At 50.1% G+C, this 13,504-nt stretch carries 17 protein-coding genes; 13 read left to right on the top strand and 4 right to left on the bottom strand.

What is annotated here, in order from left to right; all coding sequences use genetic code 11:
* Positions 1–81 precede the first annotated feature (81 nt).
* Positions 82–738, top strand: a complete 657-nt coding sequence (locus ACE5LO_RS00395; protein ID WP_375518099.1) for a 3D domain-containing protein — start codon at positions 82–84, stop codon at positions 736–738.
* A 73-nt stretch (positions 739–811) separates the two neighbouring features.
* On the opposite strand, the gene ACE5LO_RS00390 is transcribed toward ACE5LO_RS00395, so the two are convergent.
* Positions 812–1,597 (bottom strand): polysaccharide deacetylase family protein, encoded by a 786-nt coding sequence (locus tag ACE5LO_RS00390; protein WP_375518098.1) that lies wholly within the window; start codon positions 1,595–1,597, stop codon positions 812–814.
* Positions 1,598–1,818: 221 nt separating this feature from the next.
* On the opposite strand from ACE5LO_RS00390, the gene ACE5LO_RS00385 reads away from it, so the two are divergent.
* From ACE5LO_RS00385 to mobB, 8 genes are all read left to right on the top strand, one after another.
* Positions 1,819–2,487 carry a PspA/IM30 family protein gene (locus ACE5LO_RS00385; RefSeq protein WP_375518097.1) on the top strand — a complete coding sequence of 223 codons (669 nt, stop codon included), beginning with the start codon at positions 1,819–1,821 and terminating at the stop codon, positions 2,485–2,487.
* A gap of 112 nt (positions 2,488–2,599) precedes the next feature.
* Positions 2,600–3,004, top strand: coding sequence for a DUF350 domain-containing protein (locus ACE5LO_RS00380; protein WP_375518096.1), 405 nt, complete (start codon positions 2,600–2,602; stop codon positions 3,002–3,004).
* A 246-nt stretch (positions 3,005–3,250) separates the two neighbouring features.
* Positions 3,251–3,757: a DUF4178 domain-containing protein gene (locus ACE5LO_RS00375; RefSeq protein ID WP_375518095.1), complete on the top strand. Its 507-nt coding sequence runs from the start codon at positions 3,251–3,253 to the stop codon at positions 3,755–3,757.
* 12 nt (positions 3,758–3,769) lie between these two features.
* Complete coding sequence (locus ACE5LO_RS00370) at positions 3,770–4,513, top strand: DUF4247 domain-containing protein (protein WP_375518094.1); 744 nt, start codon at positions 3,770–3,772, stop codon at positions 4,511–4,513.
* Positions 4,514–4,660: 147 nt separating this feature from the next.
* The gene (locus ACE5LO_RS00365) at positions 4,661–4,870 is read left to right on the top strand and encodes a hypothetical protein (RefSeq protein ID WP_375518093.1); all 210 of its coding nucleotides are present in this window, start codon (positions 4,661–4,663) and stop codon (positions 4,868–4,870) included.
* Positions 4,871–4,876: 6 nt separating this feature from the next.
* Positions 4,877–5,557, top strand: a complete 681-nt coding sequence (locus ACE5LO_RS00360) for a Fic family protein (RefSeq protein ID WP_375518092.1) — start codon at positions 4,877–4,879, stop codon at positions 5,555–5,557.
* Between the two features lie 122 nt (positions 5,558–5,679).
* On the top strand, positions 5,680–6,960 hold the full coding sequence (locus tag ACE5LO_RS00355) for a molybdopterin molybdotransferase MoeA (RefSeq protein ID WP_375518091.1): 1,281 nt from the start codon (positions 5,680–5,682) through the stop codon (positions 6,958–6,960).
* Entirely contained in the window at positions 6,957–7,487 is a 531-nt protein-coding gene (mobB, locus tag ACE5LO_RS00350) for a molybdopterin-guanine dinucleotide biosynthesis protein B (RefSeq protein ID WP_375518090.1), read from the top strand. The genes ACE5LO_RS00355 and mobB overlap by 4 nt, the downstream gene beginning before the upstream one ends.
* Here the strand turns inward: mobB and xerS are convergent.
* Positions 7,484–8,566: a tyrosine recombinase XerS gene (gene xerS / locus ACE5LO_RS00345; RefSeq protein WP_375518089.1), complete on the bottom strand. Its 1,083-nt coding sequence runs from the start codon at positions 8,564–8,566 to the stop codon at positions 7,484–7,486. The two genes, mobB and xerS, sit on opposite strands and share 4 nt — an antisense overlap.
* A gap of 126 nt (positions 8,567–8,692) precedes the next feature.
* On the opposite strand from xerS, the gene ACE5LO_RS00340 reads away from it, so the two are divergent.
* Positions 8,693–9,178: a GNAT family N-acetyltransferase gene (locus ACE5LO_RS00340; protein ID WP_375518088.1), complete on the top strand. Its 486-nt coding sequence runs from the start codon at positions 8,693–8,695 to the stop codon at positions 9,176–9,178.
* Positions 9,179–9,223: 45 nt separating this feature from the next.
* On the opposite strand, the gene ACE5LO_RS00335 is transcribed toward ACE5LO_RS00340, so the two are convergent.
* A complete protein-coding gene (locus ACE5LO_RS00335) occupies positions 9,224–10,150 on the bottom strand; it encodes an AEC family transporter (protein WP_375518087.1) in 927 nt (308 codons plus the stop codon).
* A gap of 177 nt (positions 10,151–10,327) precedes the next feature.
* Entirely contained in the window at positions 10,328–11,056 is a 729-nt protein-coding gene (locus tag ACE5LO_RS00330; RefSeq protein WP_375518086.1) for a DsbA family oxidoreductase, read from the bottom strand.
* A gap of 174 nt (positions 11,057–11,230) precedes the next feature.
* Here ACE5LO_RS00330 and ACE5LO_RS00325 point away from each other — a divergent pair, with 174 nt between their 5' ends.
* Genes ACE5LO_RS00325 through rbsD form a run of 3 tightly spaced genes read left to right on the top strand, consistent with a single transcriptional unit; the run spans position 11,231 to position 13,492 of the window.
* A complete protein-coding gene (locus ACE5LO_RS00325; RefSeq protein ID WP_375518085.1) occupies positions 11,231–12,220 on the top strand; it encodes a LacI family DNA-binding transcriptional regulator in 990 nt (329 codons plus the stop codon).
* Positions 12,213–13,091 carry a ribokinase gene (gene rbsK / locus ACE5LO_RS00320; RefSeq protein WP_375518084.1) on the top strand — a complete coding sequence of 293 codons (879 nt, stop codon included), beginning with the start codon at positions 12,213–12,215 and terminating at the stop codon, positions 13,089–13,091. The genes ACE5LO_RS00325 and rbsK overlap by 8 nt, the downstream gene beginning before the upstream one ends.
* Positions 13,091–13,492: a D-ribose pyranase gene (gene rbsD / locus ACE5LO_RS00315; protein WP_375518083.1), complete on the top strand. Its 402-nt coding sequence runs from the start codon at positions 13,091–13,093 to the stop codon at positions 13,490–13,492. Before rbsK ends, rbsD begins: the two co-directional genes overlap by 1 nt.
* Positions 13,493–13,504 lie beyond the last annotated feature (12 nt).

The raw sequence follows: 13,504 nt of genomic DNA, 5'->3' as shown, positions 1-13,504 counted from the left end.
CATAAGCAAAGTGCGGAAGATGAAATCTGGTAAATTTTCTGAAAATGATTCTGTGTGAATTCATCCTGGGAGGTACATACAATGATAAAATGGAGGAAATTATTTAAAGCGGCCTTTATTGCGGCAGGAATCAGCCTGATCGTGAATACGGTGCCGGTACATGCGGAGGCGGTTTATACGGCGAAGCAGGGGGATACGTATTTCAAGATTGCCAAGCAATACGATGTTAACCTCCAGGCTTTGATGAAGGCGAATCCGGATATTCCGGCGAATAACATCTATGTTGGCAGACAGATCAAGCTCCCTGGCAGCGGAGTAAACGGCGGATTGGTTAAAGCAGCTACCGTGAAGCTAGATCCGAACGCTGTGGCGCAAAAGTCGGCCAACGAAGTAACTGCATGGGGCAAAACCTTTACTTATTCCAAAGAAATTAACGTCAAAGCATCAGCCTATTCAGCAGTGGCCGATGAGCACGGCAAGTGGGGAGCTGTCGATTATTTCGGCAATTCGTTAAAGCTGGGCACCATTGCGGTGGACCCGGACGTCATTCCACTAGGCACCAAGGTGCTGGTTACAGGTTACTCCCATCCAGGGCTGCCGGACCACGCTTTTGTGGCAACAGCCAGCGATAAGGGCGGCGCGATCAAAGGCAATAGAATCGATATTTTTATCCCTGGAAGCAAGTCCCATGTCAGCAAGTTCGGCTATCAAAATGTTAAATTGTATGTCATCGAGTAGACACGAGTGAAAGAACCTTCTATGCCTGCAGTAGGCTGGAAGGTTCTTTGGTTTCAAGTACACATTGCCATGTTCATTGATGAGCCTGAATGTCGAGCTGCTGTGGAACGGTAACAAAAATGTAGCCTTTTTGCTGCAATGTGCGGATGAGCGAGGGCAGGGATTCTATCGTTCCTGTCAGGTTGGAGGTTGTTCCTCCTCCTGCATGCATCAGTATAATCGAGCCTGGCCCGGTGGTCGTTAGCACATTACGACGGATTTGCTCCTTATCTAGTCCCTTCCAATCCATGGAATCGACATTCCAGTTGACGATGGTGTATCCGCTGCGGCGAGCCCAGCGCAGCTGGGATTCTGTGATTTCACCATAGGGCGGTCTGATCAGAAGCGGCTTGTAACCGGTACTTTTTTGTATAGCAAGTCCGGTTTTGATAGTCTGCCGCTGAAATTGTCTGAGCGAAATTTTATTGAAATTGGGGTGATTAAAGGAGTGATTTCCCACAATATGCCCCTCTCTCACCATGCGTTTTACGAGCTCGGGGTATCTTTCCGCTTTATCACCGACAACAAAAAAGGTGGCCTTGATATGATTCTGCTTTAAAGCGTCCAGAATATAAGGAGTAAACCTCGGATCCGGGGCATCGTCAAAGGTGAGGGCGATTTGCCTTGTGCGCGGACCCTGCATTTTGAACGTATCGGCGTATTTTTTACGCAGTCTGCTCAGCTTGTTCTCATCTGCTGCTGTGATGACGGCTGTATCCGTGGCGGCTTTAAGCGTCTGCGGCGGAGAAGAAGAAGGCGAATGGCCGAAGGCCATATGCAGTACGATCAGTATGCTGGGCAGCAAAAAAGAACGGAACATGGATTGCATCCTCTCTCGGTGGATTCGTCGGATTATAGTATCTTTCTACAATTGGATAATATTTATTCCTGCCGGTTGCAAAGCGGGATTTGCTCGGATGGAGCAGGATGATATAAAATAAGTGACATAAAGATTTGTGAAAATGAAACCTGGAGTATTTGTCTACGTAAATGTAAGCATAATGAGTTTTTAACAGCTAAAAATTTAAGGAGGAAATCCAAATGTCCCTTTTCAAACGGCTTCGCGATCTTACCATGTCCAATATCAATGCAATTATCGATAAGGCGGAAGATCCGATCAAAATGACGGAACAATATATTCGCGATATGCAGGAGGATCTTGAAGATGCAGAGAAAGCGGTGGCAGCTCAAATCGCCATCGAGAAGAGATTCAAGCAGCTTTACGAAGAACAGGAAGCGTTGGTGAAAAAACGTGATGAACAGGCGCACACTGCCGCCAAAGCCCAAAATGTAGAGCTTGCGCGGCGGGCGCTTGAGGAGAAAAAAGCGGCCGAAGCCAAAATGAGCGAGTACAAAGCAAGCTATGATCAGAACAGAGCTTCCGCAGACAATCTTCGCGGCAAGCTGGAGGAAATGCGCAAACAGCTTACGGAGATGAAGAACAAGCGTGATACATTGATTGCGCGCTACAACGCCGCTAAAGCGCAAACGGAAATCAATAATGCGATGAGTGGTTTCAACTCCGACTCCGCAGCAGCGGGCATGAGAAGAATGGAAGAGAAGATGCTGCAGATGGAGGCTAGAGCCGAAGCCAGCAACGAGATGTCTAACAAAGGCAAATCATTGGACGATGAATTCAGGGAGCTTGAGAAGAAGGGCGCCGTGGACGACGAACTGGCCGCATTATTAAAGCAGTACGAAAATAAATAATGCTGAACCACTAAAGACGCTGCGGCGTCTTTAAAGGAAGCGAAGGGGGGCCCATGTGACGTTTCCCTTCGCTTTTCACTGCAAACCAGGACAATGTTGGAGGATGAAGCTGATGGATCTGCAAACCTTGACGGCTATGTTCGTTTGGACGGTAGCCGGTGCGGTACTTTTGTTTGTATTGATGTTTGTTGACTCGCTGTTCACGAAATACAAAGATTTTGAAGAGGTCAAGAACGGAAATATGGCTGTGACGTCACGAATGATTCTGAAGCTGATCGCGCAGGGGTATATTTTGTCAGGCTCGATCGCAACTGCTTACAGCCTTGGCACTGCGCTTCTGTATTCCGTGGTGGCATTTGTCATTCTGCTGATCATGGAAGCGATGGTCCGCATTCTGCTGCGCCGATGGGCACACTTTGACCTTGATGAAGGAACACAGCAGGGCAAGCTGGGCTATGGTCTTTTTTCCGGTACACTGCACCTGGTCGGCGCATTCATCATTACAGCTTGCTTTTAACAGAGGTAGTTCAAAAAGTCATCTTTTGATCACGAAGGAAGTCAGGAGGCGGACTCGACATCGAATCTTGAATTCAGCCGGGACTAAGCGGATGCTTCCGAAGCATGTTTCCTGCGGAAACATTTCAGGTGCTCACGTACCCCAAGTACGCTCCGCTCCTCAGTCCCTAGCTTCATTCAACCTTCTCGGTGCTGAAAACCGGACTTTTTGAACACGTACTAACAAGAGAAAGGCGGGAACATAGCGATGGGCATGTGGAAACGAATTTCCAACCTGTTTGCCAAGCCGGAGCCCCCTAAGCGGGAGAAAAGCATGCTTGAGCTGATGCCTGGCGACATATGCGAGGTGTCACTTACCACCTATGAGGTGGCTGGAAGGGTACATAACCGTGCCCGGAATGCGGTCATGCTGACGCTGCAGGATGGAAGCAATATTGATTATTTATATATTGAAGAACGGGAAATGCTGAAGTTTGTAATGTATCAGCCCATTGACGGGCGTCCGGATACCCCGGACGAGCTGCCGACCATCATGGAGCTGGACGGACTGGACTATCACCTTGAGGAGCAGTTTGGAGGCACGGTATCTGCGGTTGGCAGGACCCCCTTCCCGAACAGCGGCGAACAGCATGTATGGCAGTATCAGGCGGACAACAACCGTATGCTGCGCATTGAGTGGCAGGACGGGCGTTTTATGTTGTATGAAGGAGAACAAGTCATTCCGGGAGACGTGAAGGTCATCCGGGCAAGCTAGGAGAGGATACCTATGAATACACGCGCTGCCTGGCAGAGGAATTTAAAAATCATTTTGGCTTTATGCCTTTTTATGTCCGTGCTGAGCGGATGTGGGGCGCCGTCGGTCAAGGATACGTATCCGCTTGAATCGGTAAGCGGCAGCGGCAATGCTACCTCGTACGTATACCGGGCAGCCGGCAAAACGGTGCCGGAGGTGGCGCAGGAGCTGGCGAACAGCCGTACTCCGGATCAAATGTCGCCTGAAAGTACGGAGCGCATGTTTCTCGTATATTCGGATGAATGGTACCATTTGCAGCAGGACCCCAAGAAGCCATCGGATACGCTGATTGAAGTGGATACAAAGCAGTACGTGCAGCAGAATTACAGCTCAAGCTTTCTGCAGGGATATCTGGTTGCCAGTCTGTTGAACGACCTTTTTGATACCGTACGAGGAGGCGCGTACAGAGGTTATACCAGCCGGGATGTATACAAGCCGCCTGCTGGGGGCCAATACCACAAGCCTACAACCAGCGAGAAAAAAGCGATTCCGCCCATTACGGTTGACCGCAGCGGATCGGTTATCCGCCGTGGCGGCACAGGATCTGCCGTAGGCAGCGGCGGAAGTATATTTGACCGCGGCGGTCAGAGCTCGCCGAGCAGAGGCACGATCAATCGGAATAAGGGCGGCAGCATATTTGATTCCCCGCGCAAATCCATCACCAAGCCCAAGACACGTATCGGCTCTGGCAAAATCAGCAGGCGAGGGCGACGATGAGATAAGGAAATCCCGATCATTCAGCCGGGATTTCCTTTTTTAGATTTCAAGCATAATACATACCTGATATAATCGAGTTAGTGAAAGAAGAAAATGATTGTACGTATAAAGAGGTAACTTTAAATTAAACGGAGGGTTGCTGTTTTTATGGAAGAGACTCTACAAGAAATGGCTGCGCTACTACGCGCTATCCGCGAGAATCAAGAAGTAACGAACGCAAAGATTGACGGTATTGAGCTACGCCTTTCTTCGTTAGAAGGTGAAGTAAAGGGCGTTACTGAGAGCGTTGATTACCTTGTTCACAAACTAGGCGAACATGACCGGGACTTATACGTTATCAAAACGAAGAGGGTTTAGAAATCTATGTATAGTTACGGAGAAAAGGACATTGTAAGGATTATCCGTGGAGACCATGAGTATCTGCAAAGTATACTCGTAAGGTCTGTGTACAACTCAGCAGCCATCGAGGGAAATAGCATTAGCATAGATGAAACGCAGGTTCTTTTGGTGGATGGATTTGTACCAGCTTTTAAAAGAGCTGTGACTACAAGAGAACTTTATGAGCTAACAAATCTGTCTTCTGTCTGGAATTACATCTTGAATCATTGCACAGCAGAGTTGACTATTTCTGTTATGCATGAGATACACCAGTTGACCATGTTTAACATAGACGATAATTCAGGTAGGTTTAAACGCACTCAGAATAACGTTTCAACTGAAATTCTATATGCCTTGGATGATTTGATGAATGCAAAATTCATATATTCAAAGACAGAAGAGGATATTGTTGAAGCGGTAGCTTGGTTCCATCTTACTTACGAGAAGATTCATCCATATGAAGACGGAAACGGCAGAACAGGAAGGACTTTAGTGAATTATCTCCTGCTACAAAACAACCTTCCCCCAGTAGTTGTTAAGGTGGAGGACAGGGCTAAATATTATTCTTATCTGAGAACGGACAATTATTTGGGATTAGCGAAGTATTTCATGAAGTCCATGGAAGAAGAAAAAGCTCTTCTAAATCGGAAAGGGAAGGTGGTATGAATCTCACAGAAAGCCAAAATTTTTGTATCAGCGGTTTTAAGCGGCATGGGTTTTAAAGGCAAACGTAGAGATAGAGAAAGAGAGCTGGAGAGCATATAAGCGTTGATGAAAAGGGTGGGTTTATGAAGCACAGTGATGACTATTCCAACGAAAAATTCAAACGGCGTGCTATCTCCGTTGAAGAAGCACAGGAGCGAGTAATGCAGTATGGCAAACCGGGGACAGCCGAGTTTGTGCCGCTGTCGGAAGCGAATGGCCGCTTTCTGGCCGAGTCGCTGCATGCGCCGCATCCATTTCCGCACTTCCGCCGTTCGGGTATGGACGGATATGCGGTTGTAAGTGCGGATACGAAGAACTGTGCGGAGAATGAGACCGTATGGTTGCGTGTTGTAGATGAAATCCCCTGCGGATATGTATCTGACCGCCCGATTACCTCCGGGCTGGCTGCCAGAATCATGACAGGGGCGCAGGTGCCCAAAGGAGCGGATGCCGTTGTCATGCTTGAGGCGACACGGTTGCGTGAGGAAGCAGGGGACGTATACGTCGGACTGAAGAAAAAGGTGGAGCCGGGGAATAATGTCACTCCTGTCGGCTACGAGCTAGAGGAAGGCCAACTGCTGCTGGAACAGGGGAGGCAGCTTGGAGCTGGTGAAATTTCCGTGCTGGCCTCGTTTGGCATCCACAGCGTGCCCGTTGTTCGCAAGCCGCGGGTAGCCGTCATTTCAACAGGATCGGAGCTGTTGTCCGTGGACGAGCCCTTGCAGCCGGGACGGATCCGCAACAGCAACAGCTTTATGCTCGCTGTGCAAATTCGGGAAGCGGGAGGCGAGCCTTATATTCTGGATTCCGTGCAGGATGATGTAGAGGCAGCCCGCAGAACAGTGCTGGATGCGCTCTCGGGTTTTGATTATGTGGTGACGAGCGGCGGGGTTTCCGTTGGGGACTACGATATTATGGGTGATCTGGTCAGACAGGAAGGCGTTGATTTGCTGTTTAATAAAATAACGATGCGGCCCGGTAGTGTCACGACGGCAGCGGTCATCGATGGGGGTCTCCTCTTTGCCCTGTCAGGCAATCCGGGCGCATGCTTTGTCGGCTGCGAACTGTTGGTCAGACCCGTGATCAGAACGATGCTGGGTGCGCGGCAGCCATTCCTCCCACGCTGGGAGGTTCTGCTGGGCGCGGACTATCACCGGGTGAACAATTTTACGAGATTCGTGCGGGCACGGACCGAAATCCGGGATGGAAGAATCTATGCCGTGCCTGCGGCGGTTGACGAATCCAGCGTCATGATTTCGATCAAAGACAGTGACTGCCTTATTGTCATTCCTCCCGGTACGGGTCAGCTGAGAACAGGGGACAAGATAGAGATAATCAAGCTGGAAGGCGGAGGATGGTCATGAAGCTCGATCGTAAAGGGAAGCTGCCGTTTATTTGTCAGATTGTCGGGTATAAAAATACGGGAAAAACAACCTTGCTCGCTTCAATTTTGGGCATTCTCACAGCCGGAGGGCATCGGGTGGCCGTCATTAAGCATGATGCGCACGGCTTTGAAATGGACCATCCAGGCACAGATACATACAAGCACCGTGAGGCGGGAGCGGAGGGCATTGCCATCGTTTCAGCCGGCCGCACGGCGGTTCTGGAGGAAAGAGCCGCCGGGCTGTATGAGTTGATCGGACGCTTTGACACCTATGATTGCATTTTGATCGAGGGCTTCAAGGAAGCGCCTTTCCCGAAGCTGGTCATGGTCAAGGAAGCCGGGGACACCGGGCTGCTCGACAGGCTGCCGTGTGTGGCGGGTGCCGTCTGCTGGCCGGGTATGAAGAAACAAGTGCAGCAGCAGATTGCGGGCTTGACGGTGTATGGCACGGAGGAAGCGGAACATGCCGCACGCTGGATTGAAGAACAGATCAAAGGTTATGCCTAGGAATCCACACGGCGTTCAATCGCTTCAGACATCGTTTTATCGGTAAGATGCGCGTATACCTCAGTCGTTTCTGTGGAGGCGTGGCCAAGCTGCTCCTTCGTCTTGTAAATATCATTTTGCAAATAATAGTCTGTTGCAAAGGAATGCCGCAGCTTATGAACGGTTAACGACGGTTTGCCGTACCTTTTGGCATATTTGATAATCATCGCCTGTATGGCCCGCTTGGTCATCCGTTTTCCTTCATTGCTCCCGTTCGGCAGGGCCACGAACAAGGCCTTCTCCCGTTTGGTCACACGGTATCGCTGCTGCCGGATGGACAGATACAAGGCTAGCTCGTCTTTGGCTTGTTCCCTGAAGTAGACGGGGGCTTTAAAAGTTTCATCGTTGTTTCCTTTGCGATAGACATACAGCAGCCTGTTAGCCAGGTCCAGATCATCCAGATTCAGGTTGACCACCTCGGATACACGCAGCCCCGAATTGAGAATGAGGCTGGCGATGCATGCGTCGCGTTCCTTGTTCTGTTCATAGGCATATAGCGCCTGCTTGTTATTTTCCACATCATGGCCGTAGCCTTCGTGAATATAGGCGATAAACTCAAGCAGCTCGTCGTCTTCAAGAATTTTGCCCTTGAGCTTGGCTGCGGTATCCTTTGGCTTATGTATACGCTTGATTTCGACCTTGGCCATAATATTGCGCTTCAGCAGGGGATAAAAGTTTTCATCCTCCGCGATCTGGCTGAGGTAATGGAATAAGGAGCGCAAGGACGACAGCTTGCGGGATACGGTAATTCTGGTGTTGGCCCCATCCCTTTTTGTTGTTAAAAAAAGACGAAATCCGGTAATACTGTCCATATGCAGCCTTTCCAGCTCCTCCAGGGTCACGCCGCTGTTCGTGTCAGCCGCTGAGAGTCCTTCCGCCCGCAGCCAGGAAAAGAAGATCTCATAATCCCTGATATACTCCAGCAGGGTGGAGGGGGACAGATCAGGCAGCTTGTAATCAATAAATTTCTGCACATACCATGGCATAGCCGGCAGCTTTTCATCCAGCTTGAGCCGGTCGATTCCTTTTTGAATGTTCATCGTCTGCACCTCTGATTTCATGGTTCATGAACATTTTAGCATAAAAAGGGCCGGCGGCGGGCGGTACTGCCGCAATACCGATGACTGAACAAGAATGAGTTCAGCAGAAGCGTGGAAGGTGATCGCATGAAAACGATGTTAAAGCTGGCAAGTTGGGAGCAGCGGCCGATCATAATGCGGCTTATGCAGTTTTATCTGTATGATTTCACCGAGTTTATCGAGATTGACCTTTCAGCTGACGGCAGGTTTCCCGAGTATCCGGATCTGGACCAATACTGGACAAGCGGGGATCGCAAAATGGCCTTTATTATGTGGCATAAGGGCAAGCCGGCCGGCTTTGCTCTGGTGGACAGGCTTGATGACAAGCTCGAAGGGGATTATTATATGGCCGAGTTTTTTGTCATGCGCCCTTTTCGCAGATACGGCATTGGCTCCTGGGCCGCACGCGAATTGTTCAGCAGATTGAGAGGGAACTGGAAGGTAACACAGGTGAAGAATAACGCCCCGGCGCGTGCTTTTTGGCGCAAGGTGATCGGTGAATACACAGGCGGGAATTTTACGGAAAAAATTCACCCATGGAGAGGCAGTCCCAGCCAGTATTTTAGCACATGAGAAAAAGCGGCTGCCGCCTCGCTTCCGGAGGCGGCGATAGCCGTATTATCCCAAATGATTGGCTAATGTAATCAGAACTGTCATCGTAAGCACGTTAACAATCGTGGAAAGCAGTACCGTCTGTGCCGCAAAGTCCGGCTCATTCTTATATTCCTCCGCCAGAATGGACGTATTTACGCCTGTGGGCATCCCGGAGGCGATCAGCAGTGCCTGGGCAGGGATTCCTTTCAGCCCGAGCAGCATAATGATGGCGAAGCCTACAGCCGGACCGGCCAGCAGCCGCAGAATCATGCTGATATAAATAGCCGTCCGGCGCAGCCGGAACGGGTATTGTACAATCTGTGCGCCAAGGGTCAGCAGGGCAATGGCGACCATGGAACGGCTTATGTATCCCAAGGGCTCGGTCAGCATAGCCGGTAGCGGCGTGTGCAGCACATTCAAAAGCAGTCCGAGGATGAGCGCGTAGGGCACCGGCATTTTCAAAAAGTTCAGCAAAATTTTTTTGGCATTGGAGGCGCCGTTCTGAACGACGAAGGTGCCGTAGGTGAACGTAATAAAGGTTTGAAAAGTCATAATGAGCGCCTGCACGGAAGCGGCCACCGGTTCCCCTTTAAATACCAGCTCATTGATCGGCATCCCGTAATTGCCCGAGTTGTCCAGCATCACGCTGTTGGTAAAGGCTCCCCGCATGCCGGGAGAGTATTTCAACGAGCGTGCCACCGTCCAGCTGATGAGGAAAAGGATGAATACATAAATGGCATAAAAAAGGGCCACTTCCCCAAGCAGCACCAGCGAAACGTTCGATTGATACAAGCTAAAGAAAATTACTGCCGGCGTTATGTAGTAAAAATTGATTTTGGCAAGCGTGTACAGATCAAGCCGGAAGGAATACTGCATGATGCAGCCGAAGCCGATCAGCACCACAATGGGCAGGACAACATTGAGCAAAATAGACAAAATCACGGAAGTCATCTTCTTTCTGTCTCGTTCATTAGAGCTGCAAAGCACAGCATGCTTCTCATTATACTGCGAAACGAGGCTGAAAAGAGTGATAATTTCTGAAAAAATTAAACTGGAATCGATAGCTCAATAAAATAGCGTCAGCCCAGGCTCTTATTGTGTAGTCGTAGGCTGACGCTCTTCATTTGCTTATTCTTTTCCGTCTCCTGGCGGGATTTCACAGCCTTCCTCTGTACATACAGCGCCGTCAGGCTTGTCTTCGGCCTCCATCATCGTAAAAGGAGAGCGCTCGCTCCAGGCCCGCTGCAGCGCATCGGCAAATACTTCATCCGGCTGGGCCCCCGAGATCGCGAATTTTCCGTTCAACACAAAGAAGGGAACACCGTTAATGCCGAGCTGCTGTGCCTGCGCTTCGTCTCTGCGCACTTCGGCTGTAAATTGGTCGCCGGCAAGCACGGAAAGTGCTTCGGAACGGTCGAGGCCGGCTTCCCCGGCCAGATCAGCAAGCACTTCAATGTTTCCAATATGCTTGGCTTGCTCAAGCGTAGCCTTGAATAACCGTTCACTCAGCTCCGCCATTTTACGCTGAGTGTCTGCCCAGTGAGCCAGACGGTGCGCATCAAACGAGTTGGTAGGGACGATTGCATTGAGGTTGTAATTGAGGCCTACCGTCCGTGCCTGAGCCTCCAGATTTTTATTCATCGCTTCGGCTTGCTGCACGCTTACGCCATATTTCGCCGCCAGCTCCTCGGGCATGGTATGTTCGGAATCTCTGGCAGCGGAAGGGTTCAGCTCAAAGCTGCGGAATTGCACCTTAACCTGATCCTTATGCTCAAACTGTGCCAAAGCATTTTCCAGCCGCCGTTTGCCAATAAAGCAAAAAGGGCACATAAAATCAGACCAAACTTCAATGATCATGAGGAAACCTCCATTATTTCGGATAGCTATAACTACATTAGTTACAATTATCTCATTATAAAAGATCATTACGTATTACGCAATTTGCAACTTCCAGTAAAAAACAAATTGTCAAACAGAAAAAAATATGATATTTTAGACCTGTAACCGGTTACACATTGAGGTGAGCATAACATGACAACAATTAAAGATGTAGCTGTTCTGGCTGGCGTATCGGTAGCCACCGTGTCACGGGTCATTAATGAAAGGGGCTATGTGCACGCCGATACACGCAAGAAGGTAGAGGAAGCCGTCAAGCAGCTTAACTTTTCGCCAAATGAAGTGGCGCGTTCCTTATATAAACGCAAGTCCAAGCTGATTGGCCTGCTGCTGCCGGACATCGCCAACCCTTATTTTCCGCAGTTGGCCCGCGGTGTTGAGGACCGGATGCAGGAGCAGGATTTCAGGCTGATTTTCGGAAACAGCGATGAGGATGAAGAGAAGGAACAGGATTACATCCAGACTTTTATTCAGAATAATGTGGTCGGTGTCATCTCTTCGACGAACTATCCTCACTCTCCAGTATATGAAAACTTGAAAATCCCGGTCGTGTTCCTTGACAGAACACCACTGGATAGCCCGTCCGTGTATGCGGACGGCAGAGAAGGCGGCCGTCTGGCTGCCAGAGAAATCATCAGGCGTGGCAGCCGCCGCATCGCAGTCATGCAGGGTCCGGTACATATCAAACCTGCACAGGACCGTTTTGAGGGCGCGGTTGAAATGATCCGCCAGGCCGGACTTGACTATCATGTGGTACAGACGACGTCCTTTTCCTTTAACGAAGCTGCATTATGGGCGGAAGAGCTGTTCAGCAAGCACAGCGAGACCGATGGCGTCATTGCCAGCAACGACATCGCGGCGACTGCAGTGCTGCATGAAGCGCTGCGGATCGGAAGAAAGGTTCCCGAAGAGCTGCAGATTATCGGCTTTGACGATATTCCCCTGAGCAGCCTGCTGTCGCCGGCATTGTCGACCATCCGCCAGCCGGCGTACGAGATGGGCAGGGAAGCGGCCGGGCTGCTTATCAAGCTTATTGAACAGGCTCCAATTGATCAAAAAAATATACAGATGCCTGTCGAGTTTATCGAGCGAGGCACAACAAGAAAGGTGAATGCGAATGGCTAAAATTTGTGTAATCGGCAGCAGTTCTATGGATTTGGTGGTCACCTCCCCAAAACGCCCAGGCGCCGGAGAAACGGTCCTGGGTGAAAGCTTCAAAACCGTTCCTGGCGGCAAGGGAGCCAATCAGGCCGTGGCCGCGGCAAGACTTGGCGCAGAGGTTACGATGATCGGAAGGGTAGGCGACGATCATTTTGGCAAGGCCATTTTGGACAATTTTAAAGCCAATTCTGTAAATACACGGTATGTGGAACCGGTTACAGATATAGAAAGCGGAACAGCTCATATCATTTTGGCGGAAGGTGACAACAGCATTGTCGTTGTCAAAGGAGCTAATGATGAGGTTACGCCTGCATATGTGGACAAAGCGGCCGATGCGATCCGCAGTGCTGATATTGTGCTGATCCAGCAGGAAATTCCGGAAGAAACGGTTGTGCATGTGAGTGCCCTTTGCGCCGAGAGCGGAACCCCACTGCTGCTGAATCCGGCACCGGCAAGAAGCGTACCGGAAGAGGTCATTAGCAATGCCGCTTATATCACACCTAACGAGCATGAAACCGCAGTATTGTTTGAAGGGGTGACCCCGGCGGAAGCGTTGCGCAAATATCCGAACAAGCTGTTCATTACGGAGGGCAGCAAGGGAGTCCGCTATTTTGACGGGGAGCAGGAGATCTTGGTACCGGCTTACAAAGTGGAAGTAGTAGATACTACAGGCGCAGGAGACACATTTAACGCCGCATTTGCCGTCGCCTTGGCGGAAGGTAAGCCGCTGCAGGAAAGCATACGTTTCGCCAACCGTGCCGCATCGCTGTCTGTGACCAAATTCGGGGCACAGGGCGGCATGCCGGCACGCCGTGAAGTGGAGGAGAGCCTGTAATGAAGAGACACGGGATACTAAATAGCCATATTTCCAAGGTACTGTCTGATCTTGGCCATACAGACATCATTGTCATTTCCGATATTGGCCTACCCGTGCCTGATGGAGTGCCCAAAATCGATGTGGCCTTAAAGCCGGGTACTCCCGGCTTCCGGGAGGTTGTGGAACTGGTTGCGGAGGATATGGTCATTGAAAAGATCATTCTGGCCAAAGAAATCAGGGACGAGAATCCGGAGATTATGCAATTTATGACTGAAAAATTCGGAAACGACACCGTTGATGCTTCTATAAGCCACGAGCAATTTAAAGCGCTTACCCGGGATGCCAAAGCGGTAATCCGTACAGGGGAAGCGACGCCATATGCCAATTGCATTTTACAGGCGGGTGTCCATTTTGGTTAAAAGGAGGGCTGC

It is taken from the genome of Paenibacillus medicaginis, assembly GCF_042138635.1.
Lineage (GTDB): Bacteria > Bacillota > Bacilli > Paenibacillales > Paenibacillaceae > Paenibacillus > Paenibacillus medicaginis.
The sequence above is the reverse complement of the archived record's forward strand: the minus strand, read 5'-3'. Positions and strand labels throughout refer to the sequence as shown.